At 70.8% G+C, this 23,854-nt stretch carries 16 protein-coding genes and 1 pseudogene; 10 read left to right on the plus strand and 7 right to left on the minus strand.

The features are described from left to right. Window positions 1-66: 66 nt before the first annotated feature. Window positions 67-2,481 carry an endopeptidase La gene (gene lon, locus AB0Q90_RS31070; RefSeq protein ID WP_363163301.1) on the minus strand — a complete coding sequence of 805 codons (2,415 nt, stop codon included), beginning with the start codon at window positions 2,479-2,481 and terminating at the stop codon, window positions 67-69. A 351-nt stretch (window positions 2,482-2,832) separates the two neighbouring features. Between lon and AB0Q90_RS31075 the strand changes: the two are divergent. The 6 genes and pseudogenes from AB0Q90_RS31075 to AB0Q90_RS31100 form a co-directional block, all read left to right on the plus strand. Further along, window positions 2,833-2,922 (plus strand): annotated as a pseudogene (locus AB0Q90_RS31075) (GNAT family N-acetyltransferase); the annotation flags it as partial. A gap of 142 nt (window positions 2,923-3,064) precedes the next feature. Then, window positions 3,065-4,597, plus strand: coding sequence for a sulfatase (locus AB0Q90_RS31080; protein WP_363163302.1), 1,533 nt, complete (start codon window positions 3,065-3,067; stop codon window positions 4,595-4,597). A gap of 68 nt (window positions 4,598-4,665) precedes the next feature. Continuing rightward, entirely contained in the window at window positions 4,666-5,343 is a 678-nt protein-coding gene (locus AB0Q90_RS31085; RefSeq protein WP_363163303.1) for a spermidine synthase, read from the plus strand. A 134-nt stretch (window positions 5,344-5,477) separates the two neighbouring features. Beyond that, on the plus strand, window positions 5,478-6,215 hold the full coding sequence (locus AB0Q90_RS31090; protein ID WP_363163304.1) for a response regulator transcription factor: 738 nt from the start codon (window positions 5,478-5,480) through the stop codon (window positions 6,213-6,215). Continuing rightward, complete coding sequence (locus AB0Q90_RS31095; protein ID WP_363163305.1) at window positions 6,212-7,318, plus strand: ATP-binding protein; 1,107 nt, start codon at window positions 6,212-6,214, stop codon at window positions 7,316-7,318. Before AB0Q90_RS31090 ends, AB0Q90_RS31095 begins: the two co-directional genes overlap by 4 nt. A 281-nt stretch (window positions 7,319-7,599) precedes the next feature. After that, window positions 7,600-11,388 (plus strand): multifunctional oxoglutarate decarboxylase/oxoglutarate dehydrogenase thiamine pyrophosphate-binding subunit/dihydrolipoyllysine-residue succinyltransferase subunit, encoded by a 3,789-nt coding sequence (locus AB0Q90_RS31100; protein WP_365733905.1) that lies wholly within the window; start codon window positions 7,600-7,602, stop codon window positions 11,386-11,388. Between the two features lie 70 nt (window positions 11,389-11,458). Here AB0Q90_RS31100 and fxsT read toward each other — a convergent pair whose 3' ends face one another. Beyond that, window positions 11,459-15,352 carry an FxSxx-COOH system tetratricopeptide repeat protein gene (gene fxsT / locus AB0Q90_RS31105; RefSeq protein WP_363161680.1) on the minus strand — a complete coding sequence of 1,298 codons (3,894 nt, stop codon included), beginning with the start codon at window positions 15,350-15,352 and terminating at the stop codon, window positions 11,459-11,461. Window positions 15,353-15,665: 313 nt separating this feature from the next. Between fxsT and AB0Q90_RS31110 the strand changes: the two genes are divergently transcribed. Then, the gene (locus AB0Q90_RS31110; RefSeq protein ID WP_019075209.1) at window positions 15,666-15,848 is read left to right on the plus strand and encodes a DUF6104 family protein; all 183 of its coding nucleotides are present in this window, start codon (window positions 15,666-15,668) and stop codon (window positions 15,846-15,848) included. A 68-nt stretch (window positions 15,849-15,916) separates the two neighbouring features. On the opposite strand, the gene AB0Q90_RS31115 is transcribed toward AB0Q90_RS31110, so the two are convergent. After that, window positions 15,917-16,747, minus strand: coding sequence for a hypothetical protein (locus AB0Q90_RS31115; protein ID WP_363161681.1), 831 nt, complete (start codon window positions 16,745-16,747; stop codon window positions 15,917-15,919). A gap of 147 nt (window positions 16,748-16,894) precedes the next feature. On the opposite strand from AB0Q90_RS31115, the gene AB0Q90_RS31120 reads away from it, so the two are divergent. After that, a complete protein-coding gene (locus AB0Q90_RS31120) occupies window positions 16,895-17,839 on the plus strand; it encodes a DUF4097 family beta strand repeat-containing protein (protein WP_363161683.1) in 945 nt (314 codons plus the stop codon). A gap of 1 nt (window position 17,840) precedes the next feature. Then, window positions 17,841-18,935 (plus strand): helix-turn-helix transcriptional regulator, encoded by a 1,095-nt coding sequence (locus AB0Q90_RS31125; protein WP_363161684.1) that lies wholly within the window; start codon window positions 17,841-17,843, stop codon window positions 18,933-18,935. Window positions 18,936-18,989: 54 nt separating this feature from the next. On the opposite strand, the gene AB0Q90_RS31130 is transcribed toward AB0Q90_RS31125, so the two are convergent. The 4 genes from AB0Q90_RS31130 to AB0Q90_RS31145 all read right to left on the minus strand — a co-directional run bounded on the left by AB0Q90_RS31130 (window position 18,990) and on the right by AB0Q90_RS31145 (window position 22,253). Further along, entirely contained in the window at window positions 18,990-19,556 is a 567-nt protein-coding gene (locus AB0Q90_RS31130; protein ID WP_363161685.1) for a Clp protease N-terminal domain-containing protein, read from the minus strand. Then, complete coding sequence (locus AB0Q90_RS31135; RefSeq protein ID WP_363161686.1) at window positions 19,556-19,765, minus strand: HTH domain-containing protein; 210 nt, start codon at window positions 19,763-19,765, stop codon at window positions 19,556-19,558. Before AB0Q90_RS31135 ends, AB0Q90_RS31130 begins: the two co-directional genes overlap by 1 nt. Before the next feature lie 126 nt (window positions 19,766-19,891). After that, window positions 19,892-20,854 carry a zinc-binding dehydrogenase gene (locus tag AB0Q90_RS31140; protein WP_363161687.1) on the minus strand — a complete coding sequence of 321 codons (963 nt, stop codon included), beginning with the start codon at window positions 20,852-20,854 and terminating at the stop codon, window positions 19,892-19,894. 175 nt (window positions 20,855-21,029) lie between these two features. After that, window positions 21,030-22,253 carry an NADP-dependent malic enzyme gene (locus AB0Q90_RS31145; RefSeq protein WP_363161688.1) on the minus strand — a complete coding sequence of 408 codons (1,224 nt, stop codon included), beginning with the start codon at window positions 22,251-22,253 and terminating at the stop codon, window positions 21,030-21,032. A 633-nt stretch (window positions 22,254-22,886) separates the two neighbouring features. Between AB0Q90_RS31145 and AB0Q90_RS31150 the strand changes: the two genes are divergently transcribed. Further along, entirely contained in the window at window positions 22,887-23,849 is a 963-nt protein-coding gene (locus AB0Q90_RS31150) for an ABC transporter substrate-binding protein (RefSeq protein ID WP_363161689.1), read from the plus strand. Window positions 23,850-23,854 lie beyond the last annotated feature (5 nt).

Here is a 23,854-nt window from a genome sequence, read left to right on the forward strand (position 1 = left end):
GGGTACGGCGAAGGCCCGGGCCTCCCTCACGAGAGCCCGGGCCTTCCCTTCGTCCGGTGGCGTCCGTCACGCCGCCACCGGAACCTCCTGCGTCGCGCCGTTCACGGCCGGGGACAGGGCCAGTTCCAGGACCTGGCGGACGTCCGTCACGGCGTGGACGTCGAGCTTGGCCAGGACCTCGGCCGGGACGTCGTCCAGGTCGGGCTCGTTGCGCTTCGGGATGATCACCGTGGTGACGCCGGCCCGGTGGGCGGCCAGGAGCTTCTGCTTCACGCCGCCGATCGGCAGGACCCGGCCGGTCAGCGAGACCTCGCCGGTCATCGCCACGTCCGTGCGGACCAGCCGCCCGGACAGCAGCGACGCCAGTGCCGTCGTCATCGTGATGCCCGCGCTCGGGCCGTCCTTCGGCACCGCGCCCGCCGGGAAGTGGATGTGCACGCCCCGGTCCTTCAGGTCGCCGACCGGCAGTTCGAGCTCGGCGCCGCGCGAGCGCAGGAAGGACAGGGCGATCTGCGCGCTCTCCTTCATCACGTCGCCCAGCTGGCCGGTCAGCGTCAGGCCCGCCGCGCCCGTCTCCGGGTCGGCCAGCGACGCCTCGACGAACAGGACATCACCGCCGGCTCCGGTGACCGCGAGGCCGGTCGCCACACCCGGGACCGCCGTACGGCGCTCCGCCGGGTCCTGCGCGGACTCGGGCACGTGGTGCGGGCGTCCGATCAGGTCCCGCAGATCGCCGTCCGTGATGGTGAACGGCAGCTTCCGCTCGCCCAGTTCGTGCTGGGCCGCGACCTTGCGGAGCAGCCGGGCGATCGAGCGCTCCAGGGTGCGGACGCCCGCCTCGCGCGTGTACTCGCCGGCCAGCTTGCGCAGCGCGCTCTCGTCGAGGGTGACCTCGTCCTTGTCCAGGCCCGCGCGCTCCAGCTGGCGCGGGAGCAGGTGGTCACGGGCGATGACGACCTTCTCGTCCTCGGTGTAGCCGTCGAGGCGGACCAGCTCCATACGGTCGAGCAGGGCCTCCGGGATGGCCTCCAGGACGTTGGCGGTGGCCAGGAAGACCACGTCCGACAGGTCGAGTTCGACCTCCAGGTAGTGGTCGCGGAAGGTGTGGTTCTGCGCCGGGTCCAGGACCTCCAGCAGGGCGGCCGCGGGGTCGCCGCGGAAGTCGGAGCCGACCTTGTCGATCTCGTCCAGCAGGACCACCGGGTTCATCGACCCGGCCTCCTTGATCGCACGGACGATACGGCCGGGCAGCGCGCCGACGTAGGTGCGCCGGTGGCCACGGATCTCCGCCTCGTCGCGGACGCCGCCGAGGGCGACGCGGACGAACTTGCGGCCCATGGCGTGGGCGACGGACTCGCCGAGCGAGGTCTTGCCGACGCCGGGCGGGCCGACGAGGGCGAGTACGGCGCCGCCGCGCCGGCCGCCGACGACACCCAGGCCGCGGTCGTTACGGCGCTTGCGCACCGCCAGGTACTCGGTGATCCGCTCCTTCACGTCCTCCAGGCCCGCGTGCTCGGCGTCGAGGACGGACTTGGCGCCCTGGATGTCGTAGGCGTCCTCGGTCCGCTCGTTCCACGGCAGTTCGAGAACGGTGTCCAGCCAGGTGCGGATCCAGGAGCCCTCGGGGGACTGGTCGCTGGACCGCTCCAGCTTGTCGACCTCCTTCAGGGCCGCCTCGCGGACCTTCTCGGGCAGGTCGGCGGCCTCGACGCGGGCGCGGTAGTCGTCGGACTCCTCGCCCTCCGCCTCGCCGTTCAGCTCGCGCAGTTCCTTGCGGACGGCCTCCAGCTGGCGGCGCAGCAGGAACTCGCGCTGCTGCTTGTCCACGCCCTCCTGGACGTCCTTGGCGATGGTCTCGGCGACGTCCTGCTCGGCGAGGTGGTCGCGCAGTTGCTGGGCGGCGAGCCTGAGGCGGGCGACCGGGTCGGCGGTCTCCAGCAGTTCCACCTTCTGCTCGGTGGTCAGGAAGGGCGAGTAACCGGAGTTGTCGGCAAGGGCGGAGACATCGTCGATGGCCTGCACCCGGTCCACGACCTGCCAGGCGCCGCGCTTGCGCAGCCAGGCGGTGGCGAGGGCCTTGTACTCCTTGACCAGGTCGGCGACCTGGCCGGGCAGCGGCTCGGGCACGCTCTCGTCGATCCGCGTGGCCTCGACCCAGAGCGCCGCACCCGGGCCGGTCGTCCCGGAGCCGATGCGCACCCGGCCGCGGCCGCGGATCAGCGCGCCCGGGTCACCGTCGGCGAGCCGGCCGACCTGCTCGACGGTGCCGAGCACACCGGTGCTCGCGTAGGCCCCGTCGATGCGCGGTACCAGGAGCACCTTCGGCTTCCCGGGTTCCGAGCGGGCGGCGGCCTGGGCGGCCTCGACCGCGGCGCGTACATCGGCGTCGTTCAGATCGAGAGGGACCACCATTCCGGGCAGCACGACCTCGTCGTCGAGCGGCAGAACAGGCAGGGTGAGCGGTGTGGACGTCGAAGCCATGATCTCCCCTTCGGCAGTCAAGTTGAGTTATGCCGACTCAATGCATGACGGCGCATGAATGTTCCCCGGCCGCCGTTCGCTGTGAGCGATCAGCGCTGTCGCCGCCTGTGACCTGGGGTTTCACAAAACCGGCTGCCCTGGGGCCACCCCTCCCCCACCGTCACCAACGTGACAGAGACAGAAATCCTTCTCCGCGCGACTACTTCGCGGCCCGCGGCGAGGCGGTGGAGTGGCGGTGGAGTGGAAGACGCGGGCCCATGACGCCCCGGCCGATCTCGTCCACCGGCCGGGGCGAGGACCGGAGCTGGATCGCCGACGACCTGATCGGGCGGATCGCCACCGCGTCCGCGTCACGTCGACGCCTCCGACGACAGGGCGCCCATCCTGCGCCGCCCGGGCCTCACGGCGGTGACCACGACGACGCCGTACGTCTGGAGCCCGGCCCCGGTCCCGCAGTGGAGCCGCAAGGTTCCCGAGACGTTCCCGCAACGCGGTTCACAGGAAACCACCGCAAACTGCTGGCCCGCTCACAGCCTGCAACCATGGTGAGCTGCACGGGATGCACGGGGACTTGGGGAAGCACATGACCGAAGGACAACGGCGGGGGCCGGCACGGCGCGCGCTGATCGCGGGCGGCGTGGTGGCGGCGACGGGGGCCGCGATCCCGCTCGTCACGAACGCCGTACGCGGCGACGGTGGCGGAGGCGGGTCCCGTACGGCGGGCCCGACCACCCCCGCGCGTACGGCGGTTCCGGTCGCGAGCCGGGCCCCCTCGCCCGCCCCGAGCCCGACGGCCGCACCGACCCCGCGCCGCCGCGCCCGATCCGACGACCGGCCCAACATCCTGCTGGTCCTCACCGACGACCAGCCGAAGGAGACGGACTGGGCGCTGCGGCAGACCGTCGACTGGCTCGGCGGGAACGGCGTCACCTTCGGGCGGGCGCACGCCAACACCCCGCTGTGCGCGCCGTCCCGGGCCTCGGTCATGTCGGGCCGGCACGCCCACCACCACGGTCTGCTCGACACCCGGCACCCGCACCACCTGGACCAGCGCACGACGGTGCAACGCCGGCTGCACGAAGCCGGTTACCGCACCGGCCTGTTCGGCAAGTACCTCAACTTCTGGCCCACCGGGCAGAAGCCGCCGCACTTCGACGAGTGGCTCCTCCAGGAGCCGGTCAGTTACTACGACGGCCACTACAACGACAACGGAACCGTCCGGAACATCCCCGGCTACAACACGACGGTCATCAAGGACCGCGCCCTCGACTTCATCGACGCCTCCCGCGTCGATGAACGGCCCTGGTTCGCGTACGTCGCCACCCGCTCGGCGCACGAGGTGAACATCCCGGAGCGGCGGTACGCACGCGCGCGCGTGCCCGACTGGGAGGGCAGGCCGTCGGTGTTCGAGACGAGCAAGGCGGACAAGCCTCCCTTCCTGCGCGCGTCCCGGAACTCCTTCGCCCAGGGAAAGGCGCTGCGCGCACGCCAGTTGCGCACGCTGCTCTCGGTGGACGACGCGATGCGCGACTTCCGTGACAAGTTGCGGGCGCTCGGCCAGCTGGAGAACACGCTGGTGCTGTTCACCAGCGACCACGGCCTGTGCTGGGGCGACCACGGCTGGCTGCGCAAGTCGGTGCCGTACCGCCCGAGTCTGGAGGTGCCCTTCCGGCTGTCCTGGCCCGCGCGGGGGCTCGACGGGGCCCGTGGCGACGACCGGCTCACCGGGCTCGTCGACATCGCGCCCACGTTCCTCGACGCGGCAGGCCTGCCGCCCGATCCGGGGCACGACGGCCACTCGCTCCTGAACCCCCGCAACGACCGGGAGCATCTGCTGGCCGAGTGGTGGTGGAACCAGCAGGACCAACAGCCGATCCACAGCTGGGCCTCGTTGATCGGCAAGGCGGAGCAGTACACCGAGTACTACCGCACCCGCCTCGACGACCGCGGCCGGCCGACGAAGGGCGACGGAAAGGTCCTCTTCCGCGAGTACTACGACCTGCACGCCGACCCGTACCAGCTGACGAACCTGCTCCATCGGGCGGACGCCGGCCAGGAACGCCGACTGGGCATCGAGGGGTTGGCGCGGAACCTGGCGGCGGCGAGGCGCTCCTAGGGGCCCCGCCGGACCGGGCCGACGGACAAAACCCTGTGACAACTCCGCCGACCTGCCAGGATGGACCGATGCCCACCTCCAACGACATTCCCGAGGTCCTGGACCGTCGCGAGGGTCCGCACGGCGAGGTCGTGCTGCGACGGCACGGCGAGCTGCTCCAGATCATCGCCAACGGCTGCTTCCTGATGGACACCTCCGACGGGCGGTCGGAACGCCGGCTGATCGACGCGGCGCTCGACGCCCTCGACGAGCGGCCCGCGCCGAGTGTGCTCATCGGCGGGCTCGGAGTGGGGTTCTCGCTCGCACACGCCGCGGCGAACCCCCGTTGGGGCCGGATCGTGGTCGTCGAACGCGAACACGCCGTCATCGACTGGCATCTCGCCGGCCCGCTCTCCGCCATCTCCGCCACGGCCCTGGCCGACCCGCGCACCGAGATTCTCGAAACGGACCTGGTCAGATACGTCAATGAGACATGCGACACGTTCGACGCGCTGTGTCTCGACATCGACAACGGCCCCGACTGGACCGTCACCGAGGGAAATCACGGGCTGTACTCGAAGGCCGGACTGGCAAGCTGCGCAAGGGTGTTGAGGCCCGGCGGGGTGCTCGCCGTATGGTCCGCACAGCCCTCTCCGGAATTCGAAGAAACCTTGCGGAATGCCGGGTTCAATCAGGTGCGTACCGAAGAGATCCCCGTTGCCCGGGGCGTTCCGGACGTCGTGCACCTCGCCGTCGGACCTGGATAGCCGAGCTGCGGTGACTCCCCGTACTCTGCTTCCCTGGCGCGGATCATTCAAGCGTCAATCGCAAGCATGCGAAGGCATGTGCCAGACAAACGGATCACCCCACGGATTCCGGAAAGCAACTTCAGGGGCGGGCGATGGAGCAGACACACACCTCCCACAACGGCACGGCGGCGACCCCCGGCGCACAGCGCCGGGTCCTGGTGGTCGAGGACGATCAGACCATCGTGGACGCCATCGCGGCCCGCCTGCGCGCCGAGGGATTCCTCGTGCAGACCGCGGGCGACGGGCCGGCGGCCGTCGACACGGCGGAGGCCTGGCAGCCCGACCTGCTGATCCTCGACATCATGCTGCCCGGCTTCGACGGCCTGGAGGTCTGCCGTCGGGTACAGGCCGCGCGGCCGGTGCCGGTGCTGATGCTGACGGCACGCGACGACGAGACCGACATGCTGGTTGGGCTCGGTGTCGGCGCCGACGACTACATGACCAAGCCGTTCTCGATGCGGGAGCTGGCGGCACGCGTGCACGTGCTGCTGCGCCGGGTGGAGCGGGCCGCGATCGCGGCCTCGACGCCCCGCAGCGGCATCCTGCGGCTCGGCGAGCTGGAGATCGACCACGCACAGCGCCGGGTCCGGGTGCGCAGCGAGGACGTCCACCTCACGCCCACCGAGTTCGATCTGCTGGTGTGCCTGGCGAACACCCCGCGCGCGGTGCTCTCCCGTGAGCAGCTGCTGGCGGAGGTGTGGGACTGGGCGGACGCCTCCGGCACCCGCACCGTCGACAGCCACATCAAGGCGCTGCGCCGGAAGATCGGTGCCGAGCGCATCCGTACGGTGCACGGCGTGGGCTACGCCCTGGAGACCCCGACGCCATGAGCGGCGGGCCGGCCGCGCGGAGAGGCCCCGGGGAGCCCTGGGGCGGCGTACGTCCGTTCTCGGTCAAGACCAAGCTGGGCGCGCTCGTCGTCGTCTCGGTGCTGATCACCACCGGTCTGCTGATGATCGCGGTGCGCACCGAGACGGAGCTGCGCTTCATCACGGTCTTCTCGATGATCGCCACGCTGCTGATCACGCAGTTCGTGGCGCACTCGCTGACCGCCCCGCTGGACGAGATGAACGCGGTGGCCCGGTCCATCTCGCACGGCGACTACACGCGCCGGGTGCGCGAGAACCGCCGGGACGAGCTGGGCGACCTGGCCGAGACGATCAACCGCATGGCGGACGAGCTGGAGGCCCAGGACCAGCAGCGCAAGGAGCTGGTCGCGAACGTCTCGCACGAGCTGCGCACGCCCATCGCGGGCCTGCGGGCGGTGCTGGAGAACATCGTCGACGGCGTCACCGAGGCCGACCCCGAGACGATGCGCACGGCGCTGAAGCAGACCGAGCGGCTGGGCCGGCTGGTGGAGACGCTGCTGGACCTGTCCCGGCTGGACAACGGCGTGGTCCCGCTGCGCAGGCGCCGCTTCGAGGTGTGGCCGTATCTGTCGGGCGTGCTGAAGGAGGCCAACATGGTCGCTTCCGCGCGCGCAGCCATTGGTTCCGGATCCGGCAGTCACACGCGTACGGACGTCCATCTGCACCTCGACGTCTCGCCGCCGGAGCTGACCGCGCACGCGGACCCCGAGCGCATCCACCAGGTCGTGGCGAACCTCATCGACAACGCGGTCAAGCACAGTCCGGCCCACGGCCGGGTGACGGTCAGGGCCCGGCGCGGGGACCTCCCGGAGTCGCTGGAGCTGGAGGTTCTGGACGAGGGACCGGGCATTCCGAAGTCGGAGTGGCACCGGGTCTTCGAGCGGTTCAACCGGGGCGCCGTGAGCGCGCCGCACGGGCCGGGCAGCGACGGCGGCACGGGTCTGGGCCTGGCGATCGCGCGCTGGGCCGTCGATCTGCACGGCGGCAGGATCGGAGTGGCCGAATCCGAGCGGGGTTGCCGGATTCTTGTCACTCTTCCAGGACTGCCTTCTCTGCCGAGTTGACGTAAAGTTCGAAGCGGAGCTCCAAGATCCACGGGCGTTCGGGCAGCCGGACACGTGTGATCAGGCAGAGGCCCGCGCCTTCGGTGCGCCGGGTCCCGATCGGCGCATCCCTCAGACACCGGAACCACGCTTGTTTCCCGCCATTTCCCAGCCCGAAACACGCTTTCCGATGTGACTTACGCGACGATGAACGGGCCCGGACTGACCTTCACGGTCATGGAGGCGTAGCCTTTATTCCCGCTGTCCATCACCTTGTGAAGCGGAAGAGGGCGGTTGCCGCCGTGTCGCCACAGTCCCCCAGTAACTCATCGAGCATCTCGACCGACACCGACCAAGCGGGCAAGAACCCCGCGGCCGCGTTCGGCCCCAATGAGTGGCTCGTCGACGAGATCTATCAGCAGTACCTCCAGGACCCGAACTCGGTAGACCGAGCCTGGTGGGACTTCTTCGCCGACTACAAGCCGGGGGCGCCCGCCGCCTCCGCGCCTGCCGCGCCGGCCCCGGCTCCGGCGGCCCCCGCCGCCGCCCCGGCCGCGCCCGCGGCTCCGGCGGTGCCCGCACCGGCTCCCGCGGCTCCGAAGCCCGTGGCCGCGGCTCCCGCACAGGCCGCCGCCCCGGCTCCGGCCCCGGCGAAGCCCGCCGCCGCCAAGCCGGCCGCGCAGCCCGCGCCCGCCGCCGCGGCCCCGCAGGGCCCCGAGCTGGTGACGCTGCGCGGCCCGGCCGCCGCGGTCGCGAAGAACATGAACGCCTCGCTGGAGGTGCCCACGGCCACGTCCGTGCGCGCCGTCCCGGTGAAGCTGCTGTTCGACAACCGCATCGTCATCAACAACCACCTCAAGCGCGCCCGGGGCGGGAAGATCTCCTTCACGCACCTGATCGGCTACGCGATGGTGCAGGCCATCAAGGCCATGCCGTCGATGAACTACTCCTTCGCGGAGAAGGACGGCAAGCCGACCCTGGTCAAGCCGGAGCACATCAACTTCGGCCTCGCCATCGACCTGGTCAAGCCCAACGGCGACCGCCAGCTCGTGGTCGCGGGCATCAAGAAGGCCGAGACCCTGAACTTCTTCGAGTTCTGGCAGGCCTACGAGGACATCGTCCGCCGCGCCCGTGACGGCAAGCTGGGCATGGACGACTTCACCGGCGTGACGGTCTCCCTGACCAACCCCGGCGGCCTCGGCACCGTGCACTCCGTGCCGCGTCTGATGCCCGGCCAGTCGGTGATCATGGGCGTCGGCTCCATGGACTACCCGGCGGAGTTCCAGGGCACCTCCCAGGACACCCTGAACAAGCTCGGCATCTCGAAGGTCATGACGCTCACGTCGACCTACGACCACCGGGTCATCCAGGGCGCCGCCTCCGGCGAGTTCCTGCGGATCGTCGCGAACCTCCTGCTCGGCGAGAGCAACTTCTACGACGAGATCTTCGAGTCGCTGCGGATTCCGTACGAGCCGGTCCGCTGGCTGAAGGACATCGACGCGTCGCACGACGACGACGTGACGAAGGCCGCCCGCGTCTTCGAGCTGATCCACTCCTACCGGGTCCGCGGCCACGTCATGGCCGACACCGACCCGCTGGAGTACCGCCAGCGCAAGCACCCCGACCTGGACATCGTCGAGCACGGCCTCACCCTGTGGGACCTGGAGCGCGAGTTCGCCGTCGGCGGCTTCGCCGGCAAGTCGATGATGCGGCTGCGCGACATCCTCGGCGTGCTGCGCGACTCGTACTGCCGCACCACCGGCATCGAGTTCATGCACATCCAGGACCCGAAGCAGCGCAAGTGGATCCAGGACCGCGTGGAGCGCGCGCACTCCAAGCCGGAGCGCGAGGAGCAGCTGCGCATCCTGCGCCGTCTGAACGCCGCCGAGGCCTTCGAGACCTTCCTGCAGACGAAGTACGTCGGCCAGAAGCGCTTCTCCCTGGAGGGCGGCGAGTCCGTCATCCCGCTGCTGGACGCGGTCATCGACTCCGCCGCCGAGTCCCGCCTGGACGAGGTCGTCATCGGCATGGCCCACCGCGGCCGGCTGAACGTCCTCGCCAACATCGTCGGCAAGTCGTACGCCCAGATCTTCCGCGAGTTCGAGGGCAACCTCGACCCGAAGTCGATGCACGGCTCCGGCGACGTGAAGTACCACCTGGGCGCCGACGGCACCTTCACGGGCCTGGACGGCGAGCAGATCAAGGTCAGCCTGGTCGCGAACCCCTCGCACCTGGAGGCCGTGGACCCGGTCCTGGAGGGCGTCGCGCGCGCCAAGCAGGACATCATCAACAAGGGCGGCACGGACTTCACCGTCCTGCCGGTGGCGATCCACGGCGACGCGGCCTTCGCGGGCCAGGGCGTGGTGGCCGAGACCCTGAACATGTCGCAGCTGCGCGGCTACCGCACCGGCGGCACGGTCCACATCGTCATCAACAACCAGGTCGGCTTCACCGCGGCCCCCGAGTCCTCGCGTTCCTCCATGTACGCGACGGACGTGGCCCGCATGATCGAGGCCCCGATCTTCCACGTGAACGGCGACGACCCGGAGGCCGTGGTCCGCGTCGCGCGGCTCGCCTTCGAGTTCCGCCAGGCGTTCAACAAGGACGTGGTGATCGACCTCATCTGCTACCGCCGCCGCGGTCACAACGAGTCGGACAACCCGGCCTTCACCCAGCCGCTGATGTACGACCTGATCGACAAGAAGCGCTCGGTGCGCAAGCTCTACACCGAGTCCCTGATCGGTCGCGGCGACATCACCCTGGAAGAGGCCGAGCAGGCGCTGCAGGACTACCAGGGCCAGCTGGAGAAGGTCTTCACCGAGGTCCGCGAGGCCACCTCGCAGCCGGCTTCGGTCGAGCCCTCGGAGCCGCAGGCCGAGTTCCCGGTCGCCGTGAACACCTCGGTCTCCGCCGAGGTCGTCAAGCGGATCGCCGAGTCCCAGGTCAACGTCCCGGACAGCATCACCGTCCACCCGCGTCTGCTGCCGCAGCTGCAGCGCCGGGCGACGATGGTCGAGGACGGCACGATCGACTGGGGCATGGGCGAGACCCTGGCCGTCGGTTCGCTGCTCCTGGAGGGCGTCCCGGTCCGCCTCGCCGGCCAGGACTCCCAGCGCGGCACGTTCGGCCAGCGCCACGCGGTGATCATCGACCGTGAGACGGGCGACGAGTTCACGCCGCTGATGTACCTCTCCGAGGAGCAGGCGCGCCTGAACGTCTACAACTCCCTGCTCTCCGAGTACGCGGCGATGGGCTTCGAGTACGGCTACTCGCTGGCCCGCCCCGAGTCCCTGGTGATGTGGGAGGCGCAGTTCGGCGACTTCGTCAACGGCGCCCAGACGGTCGTGGACGAGTTCATCTCGTCGGCGGAGCAGAAGTGGGGCCAGACGTCCGGCGTCACCCTGCTCCTCCCGCACGGCTACGAGGGCCAGGGCCCGGACCACTCGTCCGCGCGCCCGGAGCGGTTCCTCCAGCTCTGCGCCCAGAACAACATGACGGTCGCGATGCCGACGTCCCCGTCGAACTACTTCCACCTCCTGCGGTGGCAGGTGCACAACCCGCACCACAAGCCGCTGGTCGTCTTCACCCCGAAGTCGATGCTGCGTCTGAAGGCCGCGGCGTCGAAGGCGGAGGAGTTCACGACGGGCCAGTTCCGCCCGGTCATCGGCGACGCGTCGGTGGACCCGGCGGCCGTGAAGAAGGTCGTCTTCTGCGCGGGCAAGGTCTACTACGACCTCGAAGCCGAGCGTCAGAAGCGCGGCGTGACGGACGCTGCAGCTGCCGCGACGGCGATTATCCGCATCGAGCGCCTGTACCCGCTGCCGGGTGCCGAGCTCCAGGCCGAGATCGCCAAGTACCCGAACGCCGAGAAGTACCTGTGGGCCCAGGAGGAGCCGGCGAACCAGGGTGCGTGGCCGTTCATCGCCCTGAACCTCATCGACCACCTGGACCTGGCGGTCGGTGCGGACGTCCCGCACGGCGAGCGTCTGCGCCGCATCTCTCGCCCGCACGGCTCGTCCCCGGCGGTCGGTTCCGCGAAGCGGCACCAGGCCGAGCAGGAGCAGCTGGTGCGTGAGGTGTTCGAGGCGTAGTCCTCGACATCGGTACGAAGGGGCCCGGTGCCCGGCCGGAAGGCCTGCACCGAGCCCCTTCGTCTTGGGGTCAGCCCAGGAACGGCTCGAAGTCCCAGTAGGGCCGCGTGCGTTGACGGGCGGCGATCGTGAGCGGGTGCTGGGCACCCAGCCCACGGGTCAGCCCGAGGATGCCGTCCTCCTCCATCCGGCCGGCCGCCACCTGCTCCCGCGCCGCCCGCAGGTCGGAGGCGAGCGCGACCTGGCAGGACAGCGTGAAGGGGTGCTCCTCGCCCAGCGCCTGCCGGGCCCGGCGCAGGGTGTCCCGGCTCAGCTCCACGGCCTCCTCGATACGGCCGTTGAGGTTGCGCGCACCGGCGGCGTTGAGCGCGCAGCCGAGCGCCCAGGGGTGGTCCACGCCGAGCGCTGCCGTGAGACCCGCGAGCCCGGCCTCGAACAGTGACATGGCCTCGGCCCGCTCCCCCATGGCCTGCCTCACGAGGCCGCTGTTGGACACCATGCCGGTGGCGACCGGGTGGGCCGCGCCGAGGAGTTGGCGGTACCCGGACTCGGCCTCGTCGACGAGCTCGCGGGCCTGGTGCAGATCGCCGTGCTCGCGCAGGAAGTTGCCGTGGACCGTGAGGAAGGCCAGGGTGCGATGGTGCTCCCGGCCGTGCGCCAGGATCAGCTGTTCCAGGAGGCTCACCATGGTCGGCCACATGTCCGGGGTGCGGCCGCCCTCGTACCGCATGCTCATGGCCAGCTCGGCGCGGGCCGCCAGTGTCTGGGGGTGCTGGTGGCCGAGTACCTGCGTATGGAGCCGGACGAGCGGCTCCTGGTGGGCAAGCGCCTCGCGGTAGCGGCCCAGCAGCCGCAGTCCGTGGCTGACGGCGGTGCCCGAGTCGAGCGTGCTCATGTGGCGGGCGCCCAGGACGTGTTGCCGCCTGGCCGAGGTCTCCGTGTCGAGTTCGTACGCCTCCCTGTACCGGCCGAGGAGCCGCAGGCCGATGCCGAGGTGGTGCCGGGCGGCCAGCGTGGGGGCCTCGTCCGGGCCGAGCAGCCGGCCGAGTCTGCCGAGGACCTCGCTCTGCAGATCGTGGGCCTCCTGGTACCGGCCGAAGTGACGCAGATCGGCTGCCACACCGGTCTGGATCATGAGTTCGTCGATCGGCCGGCGCCGGGGATCCTCCTGGAGGATCGTCAGGAGGCCGCTCCCTGCTTCGTACGCCTCACGGAACCTGCCGTCGGCACGCAGGATGCCGCACTGCTGGTCCGTCAGGTCGAGCATGGGCCGGCTGAGCGGGGACATGAGGCCCGCCCAGCGGTCCCGAATCCGTTCGGCCAGTCGTGCGCCCTCCCCGTACTCTCCGCCGGCCAGGCAGTACCGAAGGCAGTTGAGAACCGTCTCCTGCACCGCGGGCAGGGAGCTGTCCAACGCCCCGGAGGCTTCCAGATGCGGCAGCAGCTCCGCGTATGCAAGCCAGCTCCTGCTGTCTGCCGGGTTCTTGGGGTCGGCCGCCGCGAGCAGGCTGAGGACGGCCGCACGGTGGTGGAGGCGGCTCTCGTCACTGATCAGCCTGGACACGATGTCGTGGACCAGCCGGTGCATGCGGACCGCACCCTGCGACGGCCCTCTCTCGATGCCGCCGAAATCGGTGGTTTCGCGCGTGAGGATCGAGTACGCGACCAGGGTGTCCAGGGCCTGGTTCCAGGCGAGCTCGTCGGTCGTCATCCAGCGCAGTTCCTCGGGGAGTTCCACGTCCGGATGGGCGCGGACGAGCCCGAGGGGGATGCGCCCGGGCGCGAAGAACGTGCACAGGCCGAGGACGTCGACGGCCCGCGGCTGGTCCTGCCGGAGCCGGTTGAGCAGGATCGACCAGGAGGTCAGGGACGCCTCCGGGAAGCCCTGACCGGTCACGGGCTCGTCCACGATGGACAGCCTGCGTTCGCGGACCATGCTCAGGTATTCGTGCGCCTCCATGTGCGACTCGCCCAGCCAGGCGGCCGCCTGGACGACCGGCAGCGGTACGTCACCGAACTCGGCGGCGATCACGTCGGCCTCGTGCGTGGTGATGTGGGGCGCGCGACGCATCAGATAGGCGGTGGACTCCCCGCGAAGGAAGGCGGGGACTTCGAGCATGTCGGCATGCTCGCTCCAGGCCCGGTTCCGGGATGTGATCAGGACGTGGCCGGTGCCCTGGGGAAGCAGGGCACCCGCGGCCTGGGGAATGTCCCAGCCGTCGAAGATCAGCAGCCAGTTGGAGTACGGCTGCCCGCGGCGCAGGGCGTCCCTGACGGCTCGGACGCGTTCGCCGGGCTCGCTGCCCACCCGCAGGCCGAGCTCCACGGCAAGCTCACCCAGCCGATCGCGCTGGATGGCGCGGTCGTCCGAACTGACCCACCACACCACGTCGTAATCGCTGCTGAAGCGGTGGGCGTACTCGGCGGCGATGTGGGTCTTGCCGATGCCGGACATGCCCAGCAGGGCGCAGACGGCGGTGCCGGGCTCCGCGTCGACGAGGAGCTGATGAAGGTCGTTGAGCAGTTCGTCGCGGCCGGTGAACCGGGGGTTGCGGCGCGGGACCTCGCCCCAGATCTCGCAGCGCGTCTCCGGGTAGCGGACCCGTGCGGACAGGGTCAACGGGGTACGGCGGCGCGGCAGTTCGAGGCGGTTGAGCAGACGCTCCTCGGCGGCCGCCTCGCTCAGCCCCCACAGGTTGGCCGGCTCCAGGACCGCGGTGGCGGACGGGAGCGACCGGTTTGTGAGGTTGACGGCGGCGAAACGGTGGGCGTGCTCGGCCACGAAGCCGCGCAGGACGTCGTTCCACTCGCCGGCGGGGCGGACGCCGAGTTCGAAGAACCAGTCGTTGAGAACCAGCAGCACCCGGCCGCCGGGCATGAGCAGATCGCCGAGCGCTTCCTCCAGCGGAACGTCGTCGCGCGGGTTCCAGCGCTGAAGGCTGACGCGGTGGCCGTGACGCTCCAGGCAGTACGCGATCCATGCCGCCCAGGCCCGGTGAAAGCCGGGGTAGACGACCATGACACCGGAGACGAGGCTCGGTGGCTGCGGACGGGCGGGGGCGGCGTCGGCCCCTGCCGACCGGTCGCTCGCCGCGTCACGACGGGGGGCCGGAGAGGGCGCCCCGCGAGCCTGCCGGTCGGCTGCCCTGAGCCGGTCCACCTCCGCGCGGAGGCTGTTGAGCTCCGCCTCCTGCCGGGCCCGGTCCCTCTCGGCCCGCAGCCTGGCCCCGGTCTCCTCCGCTGTCGCCGCCTCGTCCGCGGCGAGCAGATGCTGTTCCAGATCCGCGCAGCGTTGCTCGGCCAGCGCAACACGCTGCTCGGCCGCGGCCAGCGCGGCTTCCAGGTCGATGACGCGCTGCCGCAGCGCGTCCCTCTCGCCGCGCACCCGGTGTTGCTCCGCGCGCAACACGTCCAGCTCGGCGCCGGATGCCCGCTGGGCGGCCACCGTCGCGGCGAGTTCCTGCCGCTCCGCCTCCAGCCCCGCGAAGCGCTCGCGCTCCGTGTGCAGGACCGTGGCCAGGGCGTCGGCCTGGGTCCTGGCCACCTCCATCTCCTGGACGGCCGCCGCCAGCTTGTCCTCCAGGACCTGCACCTGCCAGGCACGGGGGTTGGCCGTCTTCAGGGCCGCTCGCTGGAGGTCCGTCAGGCGGTTGCGGGCCGCGAGAGACATCGGGCGCCCGAGTTTCCTGCCGACGTCCTCGACCAGCGCGGCGACGAAATGGTCCGGCGCGACCGTGTGACCGCTCAGATAGCGGCTCACACTGCTCGGCTTGTAGCGTCGCTTGGCCGCGTATCCCCGCACTGAGATCCGCAGTTCCGCGAAGCACTGGCGCAGTTCGACGGCCAGGTCACGGCGCTCGCCGGCCAGCTCGGCCGCCAGCGGGGCGAGACCGACGGCGAGGGCGCCCGCGGGGTCGCCGAGGGGGACGACCAGCTCCCCGGAGACCACCTCGATCTCGTCCACTCGTTCCCCCTGCCCTGCGCCACGCACGTGTCCCACAGCATCCGCAACATGATGAGCTTGGCGCAACACCCCTGACTTTTCCCAGAGTTGAAGCACAAACCCGCCCAGCTCCGAAGGGGAACGGTCATGAACCGCAAGCACGCCCTCAAAGCAACCGTCACCGTGCTGGCCGCGGCCGTCTCGGGTGCCGTACGCGCCGTCGTGTCGTGGCTGCTGGATCACGGCACGGACGGTGCGTGACAGCGGGCCGCGCCTATCCTGGAGGTATCGCGTTCCGGCAGCCCTGCTGTCCCCATCCCCGACGGAGAGCACGTTGTACTTCACCGACCGAGGCATCGAAGAACTTGAGAAGCGGCGCGGCGAGGAGGAGGTCACCTTCGAGTGGCTCGCCGAGCAGCTGCGGACGTTCGTCGACCTGAATCCGGACTTCGAGGTGCCGGTGGAGCGGCTGGCGACGTGGCTGGCGCGGCTGGACGACGAGGACGACGACGAGTAGGTCGTACGGGGGTATGTGGCGGGGCGCCTGGGCGGCGCCCCGCTTTCGTGTTGTTCGCGCCGTCGGGGTCAGTCGCGCGGGTGGCTGAGGTCGTACGTCAGGCCCAGCGCGCCGTGCGCGAGCAGCAGCGCCCCCGCCATGGTCCAGCCGCCGCTGTGCCGCCGCAGGCCGAAGGCCGTGAGCGGCAGGCCGGCGGCGATCTGGGCCAGGGCGAGTGCCCGCGCCTGTGGGCTGCCGGACCAGGGGAGCCATGGACCCAGGCTTCTGTCGACCGCGCCGAGCTCCGCGCGGACCGTGTCCCGCCAGCCCGCCCACTCGACGGCGCGGGCCGTAGGCAGGGCGCGGGCGGCCTCCCGGAGCCGGTCGGCGCTGTCGCCGGGGGTGAGGCCCTCGGGCAGGGCGGCTCCCGCGCGCGTGAGGACCGCGAGCAGGCCGCGCAGGCGGGCGCGGGCGTCGGCCTCGGGGTCCGGTTTCGTCAGCGCGTCGAGGGACTCCATGTCGAGGACCGGGTCGAGGCCCAGGCGGGCGGCGAAGGTGCGCATGGCCTCGTCCTCGCCGGCCGGGGTGCCGTTGGTGAGCCAGACGTAGCCGACCGGGCGGCGGAAGCCGGAGGCGAGCGTGTAGCCGGCGCGGTCCCGGTCCCACCACAGGGCGAGTACGGGCCAGGGGGCGCCGACGGCCAGGGCGGTGGCCCAGCCGGTGAGGACGCGGTCGACGGGTTCCTCGCCGTGCAGCCAGGGCGTGCCCTCGGGGACGAGAACGCTCCACTGCGCGCCGGCCGGGACGAGCAGCATGCGCTCGCGCAGCAGCTGGGCGACTGGGGCGACGGAGTCCGGCTCCGCCCTGCACAGGAGCAGGGCACCGGGGGCGGGGGCGGTGCGGGGAGATTCCGTCGGCATGGTCACACGCTAGGACGACAAACGCCGTTTGGTCATATTTGAAGCCGAATGCATCCCCAGAATGAGTGTCTTGACTTTCGTTGGCCGCGATATATCGTGAATGACAAGAGACGCGATATGGCGCGTTGTCACGGGGAGGATCCCACCATGTCCGAGTGGTCCGTCGCCGAGCCGCGGAAGCTCACGTTCGACGAGCCCGTGCGCGAGCTCCACGTGCGCGTCGTCAACGGAACGGTCAACGTCATGGGGACGGACGAGGGTTCCGCCCGTCTGGAGGTCTCCGACATCGAGGGCCCGCCCCTGGTCGTGACCCAGGAGGACGGCACGCTCACGGTGGCGTACGACGACCTGCCCTGGAAGGGCTTCCTGAAGTGGCTCGACCGCAAGGGCTGGCGGCGCAGCGCCGTCGTCTCGCTGGCCGTGCCCGCCGACACCCGGGTCGAGGTGGGCGTGGTCGGCGCCGGAGCCGTCGTCTCCGGCGTCCGCGGCCCGTCGGTGGTCAAGGGCGTCACGGGCGACACGACCCTCGTCGGGCTCTCCGGCCCGGTGCGCGCCGACACGGTCTCCGGGAACCTGGAGGCCCAGGCCGTCACCGGCGACCTGCGCTTCAACTCCGTCTCCGGCGATCTCACCGTCGTCGAGGGCTCGGGCCCCTCCGTGCGGGCCGACTCGGTCAGCGGCTCGATGATCGTCGACCTCGATCCGGACGGGCCCACCGACATCCGCCTCACCAGCGTCTCGGGCGAGATCGCCATCCGGCTGCCGCAGCCGGCCGACGCCGATGTCGAGGCCAACACCGCCAGCGGCACCATCTCCAACGCCTTCGACGGTCTGCGGGTCCACGGCCAGTGGGGCGCCCACAAGATCACCGGACGGCTCGGCGCGGGCAACGGCAAGCTGCGCGCGACGACGGTGTCCGGATCCATCGCCCTGCTGCCCCGGCCCCCGCGCGAGGACGAGCCCTGGGACGCGGACGAGGCCCCCGTGGACAGCACACCGGGCACCACAAGGGAGAATGCCGGTTCCGGTTCGGGACCGGCCGCCTCCACCGCCGACCCGGCCGACGGCACGACCGACAAGAAGGTGCTCTGACATGCCTCCCGTCTTCGCCCACGGCCGCCTGCGCCTGTACCTGCTGAAGCTGCTGGACGAGGCCCCGCGCCACGGCTACGAGGTGATCCGCCTCCTGGAGGAGCGCTTCCAGGGCCTCTACGCGCCGTCGGCGGGCACGGTCTATCCGCGCCTGGCCAAGCTGGAGACCGAGGGTCTGGTCACCCACACCACCGAGGGCGGCCGCAAGGTGTACGCCATCACGGACGCCGGCCGGGCCGAACTGGCCGACCGCAGCGGGGAACTGGCCGACCTGGAGCTGGAGATCCGTGAGTCGGTCGCGGAGCTCGCCGCCGAGATCCGGGCCGACGTCCGCGGCGCGGCCGGTGATCTGCGGCGCGAGATGCGGGCGGCGGCCGGAGAGGCCCGCCGGGCCGGCGGCGCCAAGGGCGGTGACGAACGGGACGGCACCTTCGGGGACTTCGGCGATGTCACGGACTTCACCGAGAAGGAGGCGTGGCGCGCCGCCAAGGAGGAGATGCGCCGCGCCAAGCAGGAGTGGAAGGACCAGGCCCGGCGCGCCAAGGACGAGAGCCGCCGGGCCCGCGAGGAGGCCCAGCGGGCCCGGCGCCAGGCCAAGGAGGCCCAGGACCGGGCGCGCGCCCAGGCGCAGGAGGAGATGCAGCGCATCGCCCGGCGGGTCCAGGACCATGTGCAGGACCACTTCTCGCGGGGCGACTGGCCGACAGGCGTGCGCGAGGGCCTGACCGAACTGGCCAAGGAGTTCGGCGAGTTCGGGATGGACTTCGGCAAGGACTGGGCCTTCGGCCGGAGTTCCACCGCACAGCGGCCGCGCCCCGAGCACTCCGGGCCCCCGGAGGACTCGCGCAAGCCGCACCCGGAGTACTCCGAGACCCCGGAGGACTTCCCCGGCAGCTACGAACCCTCCTGGGCGCACGAGGACTCCACCGGAGACCCCGCCCGCGACCTGGACCGCCTGCTGGACCGCTTCCGCGACGACGTCCGCGACGCGGCCCGGGACCATGGCGTCACGGCCGACCAGCTCCGTGACGCACGCCGCCATCTGTCGACGGCGGCGGCACACCTCGCGGCGCTGCTGCGGGGGCCGAAGGTCTGACGGGGCCACCGCGGGAGGGGGCGCCTCGGTGCCCCCGGCCGTGGGTCCTCCCCGTCAGCCCGCCTTCCTGCCCTCTCCCCCGCCGTACAGAACCCGGGTCAGCGCCTCGTGGGTCACGCCGTGGTCGGCGAGGACCTCCGCGGGCACGCCCGGCCGGGTGGCGAGGGCGAGCAGCAGATGCTCGTCGCCGATGTGCCGATCGCGTCGGGCGACGGCGATGCGCAGTGCCCGTTCGAGGGTGTCCTTGGCCTCCCGGCTGAAGGAACGGCGCCCGGACCACCACCCCTTGTCCTTGCGGTCGCCGGACATCGCCCCGACGCCGTGCACCTCCTCGACCCGGGCGACGATCTGCGCGACGTCGATCCCGAGCCCCGCGAGCGCGTCGGCATCCGCCTGGGACAGTCCGGCCAGCCGCCGCGCCTCGCCGAGCGCGTCCCGCACCGACTGTTTGCGCTCCGCCAGCCCCAGCGCGGCCAGCGCGAAGGAGGCTCGGCTGCCTTCCCGGTCGAGCAGGGCGAGGAGCAGGTGGTCGGCGTCCACGGTGTGGGCCCCCGCCCGTTCCGCGAGCTCGACCGCACCCTTCACCACATCCCGGGCGTCCTTCGTGAACCGCTCGAACATCAATGCCTCCCGTACTTCTTGTGCACGGCCTGCCTGCTTACGCCGAGTTCCGCGGCGATTTCCTGCCACGACCAGCCCTGGTTGCGCGCGCCGCGCACCTGCACCGCCTCCAGCTGCTCCAGCAGCCGGCGCAGTGCGGCGACGGCACGCAGTCCGACCCGCGGATCGCGGTCGCCCGCCCGCTCGGCGAGATCCGTAGCTTCGCTCATACCGTCAACCTATGTTGACACCAGGCAGATGTCAACCATGGTTGACATCCGGGGCAGGCGAAAGGCGGGCCCGGAGAACCCGAACCCGCCCGTCCACCTACCTGCCGACCTGCCTGGAACCCGAGGTCAGTTGCTGAGCACGATCTTTCCGAACTGCTCCCCCGACTCCATCCGCTCGAAGCCCTCTCGCGCCCGGTCGAGCGGGAGCACCTCGTCGATGACGGGCCGCACACCGGTCGCGGCGCAGAAGGACAACAGGTCCTCCAGCTCGTCCTTGGTGCCCATCGTGGAGCCGACGATCTTCAGCTCCAGGAAGAAGATCCGGGTCAGCTCGGCGTGCGAGGGCCGGTCGCCGCTGGTCGCCCCCGAGATGACGAGCGTGCCGCCGGGCCGCAGCGACTTGACCGAGTGCGACCAGGTCGCCGCGCCCACGGTCTCGATGACGGCGTCCACCCGCTGCGGCAGCCGCGCACCCGACTCCACCGCCTCCACGGCACCCAGCTCCACGGCCCGCTTTCGCTTGGCCTCGTCCCGGCTGGTGGCGAAGACCCGGAGCCCCGCCGCCTTCCCGAGCACGATCGCGGCCGTGGCGACACCGCCGCCGGCGCCCTGCACGAGCACGGAGTCACCGGGCCGTACGCCCGCGTTGGTGAAGAGCATCCGGTACGCCGTCAGCCAGGCCGTGGGCAGACAGGCGGCCTCCTCGAAGGACAGCTCCTTCGGCTTGGGCAGCACGTTCCACGTCGGCACGGCGACCTGCTCGGCGAAGGTGCCCTGGTAGCGCTCGGTGAGGATGGAACGGGGTTCCCTGGGGCCGACCCCGTGACCGCTCTGGCCGATGACGGAGTGCAGGACGACCTCGTTGCCGTCCTCGTCCACGCCGGCGGCGTCACAGCCGAGGATCATCGGCAGCTTGTCCTCTGCGAGGCCGACGCCGCGCAGGGACCACAGGTCATGGTGGTTGAGGGAGGCGGCCTTGACGTTGACGACGCTCCAGCCGGGGCGGGCCTCGGGGGCGGGGCGCTCCCCCAACTCAAGGCCGGTGAGCGGCTGGTCGCGGTCGATTCGGGCGGCGTAGACGGCGAACATGATGTTGACGATAGGGGGCGCGTCTGTCATCCGGTACCGGGCGGCACTGTGAGACATGCCCTCTTGCGTTCGGACCTGCGCGGCCCACGCCGAACCACCCACCCGGCCCAACCCCCGGGTAAAGAAATGACCCCGGCCGAAAACCCGACCGGGGTCATCCCTCCTACAGCTCAGCTCACCGCCGAGCCACGCCCTCCGCCCGCGCCGCGGCGGCGACGGCCGCCGTCACCGCGGGGGCGACCCGCTCGTCGAACGGCGACGGGATCACGTAGTCCGCTGCAAGGTCGTCGCCGACCACCGACGCCAGCGCCTCGGCGGCCGCGATCTTCATGCCCTCCGTGATCCGGGAGGCCCGGACCTGGAGCGCCCCGGCGAAGATGCCGGGGAACGCGAGCACGTTGTTGATCTGGTTCGGGAAGTCCGAGCGCCCGGTGGCCACGACGGCCGCGTACTTGTGCGCGACGTCGGGGTGCACCTCGGGGTTCGGGTTGGCCATCGCGAAGACGAAGGCCCCCTCCGCCATGGACGCCACCGCGGGCTCCGGCACCGTACCGCCGGAGACGCCGATGAAGACGTCGGCCCCGGCCAGGGCGTCCTCCAGCGAGCCGGTCAGGCCGGCCTTGTTGGTGAACCCGGCGACCTCGCGCTTGACGTCGGTGAGGTCCGAGCGGTCGGCCGAGATGATGCCCTTGCGGTCGGCGAGCGCGACATCCCCGATACCGGCCTCGACCAGCATCTTGGCGATGGCGACACCGGCCGCACCCGCGCCCGAGATGACGGCCCGCAGCTGCCCGATCTCGCGCCCGCTCAGCCGGGCGGCGTTGCGCAGCGCGGCCAGCGTCACGACCGCCGTGCCGTGCTGGTCGTCGTGGAAGACCGGGATGTCCAGCCGCTCCTGGAGCTTGCGCTCGATCTCGAAGCACCGGGGCGCCGAGATGTCCTCCAGGTTCACGCCGCCGAAGGAGGGCGCGAGCCGCACCACGGTCTCGACGATCTCGTCGACCCCGGTGCAGGACAGCGCGATCGGGACCGCGTCCACGCCGCCGAACTGCTTGAAGAGGATCGCCTTGCCCTCCATCACGGGGAGGGAGGCCTCGGGCCCGATGTCGCCGAGTCCGAGCACGGCCGTACCGTCGGTCACCACCGCGACGACGGACGACTTCCAGGTGTAGTCGTGCACCAGCTCGGGCTGCTCGGCGATCGCGCTGCACACCTTCGCGACGCCGGGCGTGTACGCCAGGGACAGGTCGTCCTTGTCCTTGACCGGCACGGTGGCCTGCACAGCCATCTTGCCGCCGCGGTGGAGCGCGAACGCCGGATCGAAGGAATCGAGGGGCTCGGCCCCGCCGTCCTGATCGGTACTGCTCTCGCTGCGAGGATTGACAATCTCCGCTGCCACTTTGTCTGACCCCTTAGATATTCATGGTTTGAGGGTGGCCACTCCTGGTGAGAAGTGGGCGGGCACCGCGCACGGCCCAGGCTGTTGCTGCATGCGGGCCGGTGCGCGACGGGCGCGCCGCACACGCGCCCTGAGCCCCGGATGAGGGGTGTAAAGCACCTTCTTACCGGACGACCGGCTTCGAGGACGAGTCCAATACGTGCAAGCTCACATGGCGGAACGAAGAACGATCATCGATCACCGGATATCGGTGACATGAATCATGTGCACCTATATGGACAAGTCGCCCGGGCCCCCTTGACGGGCGCCGGAGCCACGGTCAGGTGCCTTCTCAGCGGCCCTGCCGGTCATCCGCATCCTGAGACAGGCCGGAGATCTTCCGGCCGGAAGGGGAGATTCCCGTAGAAGGTGCGGTCGTGATGTACCGACCTGGTGGGGTTCGGGTGTCACCCGTTATCCGATTTTGACATAGCGAGCCCCCTGAATGGCTCAGTCCGAATGGCAAGATGCCGTAATCACACGAGGTCGCGACACTCGAAGGCGTGTGCTCTCGTCGACCCAAGGCCTCTGCCGACCCCATCGGCAGGTGCCCGCCCCATCGGCAACTCCACCCATCCGCCGGAGGAACCCACCATGACCGCAAGCACCACCCGTCGTACGACCGCCGCGCGCTCCCGGCTGGCAGCGGTCGGCTCGATCGCGGTCGCAGGCGCTCTGCTGCTCACCGGCTGCGGCGACCAGACCAAGGACGACAGCAGCGAGACCGAGACGACGAAGAGCTCGGCCCCGCTGGCCGACAAGCTTCCGGCTGCCATCGCCAGTAAGGGCGTCATCAAGGTCGGCTCCGACATCGCTTACGCGCCGGTGGAGTTCAAGGACGACTCCGGCAAGACGGTCGGCATCGACCCCGACATCGCCGCGGCGATGGGCAAGCAGCTCGGCGTGACGTTCGAGTTCCAGAACGCCACCTTCGACACCCTCATCGGTGGTCTGGCCTCCAACCGGTACGACATCGCGATGTCGGCCATGACCGACACGAAGGACCGCCAGGAGGGCATCGACGGCGACACCGGCAAGAAGGTCGGCGACGGCGTCGACTTCGTCGACTACTTCACCGCCGGTGTCTCGCTGTACACCAACGCGGGCGACACCCAGGGCATCAAGACCTGGGACGACCTGTGCGGCAAGACGATGGCCGTGCAGCGCAACACCTTCTCGCACGACCTTGCCAAGGACCAGTCCAAGAAGTGCACGGACGGCGGCAAGAAGGAACTCAAGATCGAGGACTTCGCCACCAACCCGGAGGCCGAGACCCGGATGCGCTCCAAGGGCGCCGACGTCGTCTCCGCCGACTTCCCGATCGCCGCGTACTCCGTGAAGAACGCGGGCGGCGGCAAGTACTTCGAGATCGTCGGCGACCAGGTCGAGGCGGGCCCCTACGGCATCGCGGTGTCCAAGGAGGACACCGAGCTGCGTGACGCCCTGCAGGCCGCCGTCCAGGCCATCATCGACAACGGCGAGTACGAGAAGATCATCAAGAAGTGGGGCGTCGAGGACGGCGCGATCACCGAGGCCAAGATCAACGGCGGTTCCTGATCCCC

The sequence above is a fragment of the Streptomyces sp. NPDC079141 genome (assembly GCF_040686775.1).
Lineage (GTDB): Bacteria > Actinomycetota > Actinomycetes > Streptomycetales > Streptomycetaceae > Streptomyces.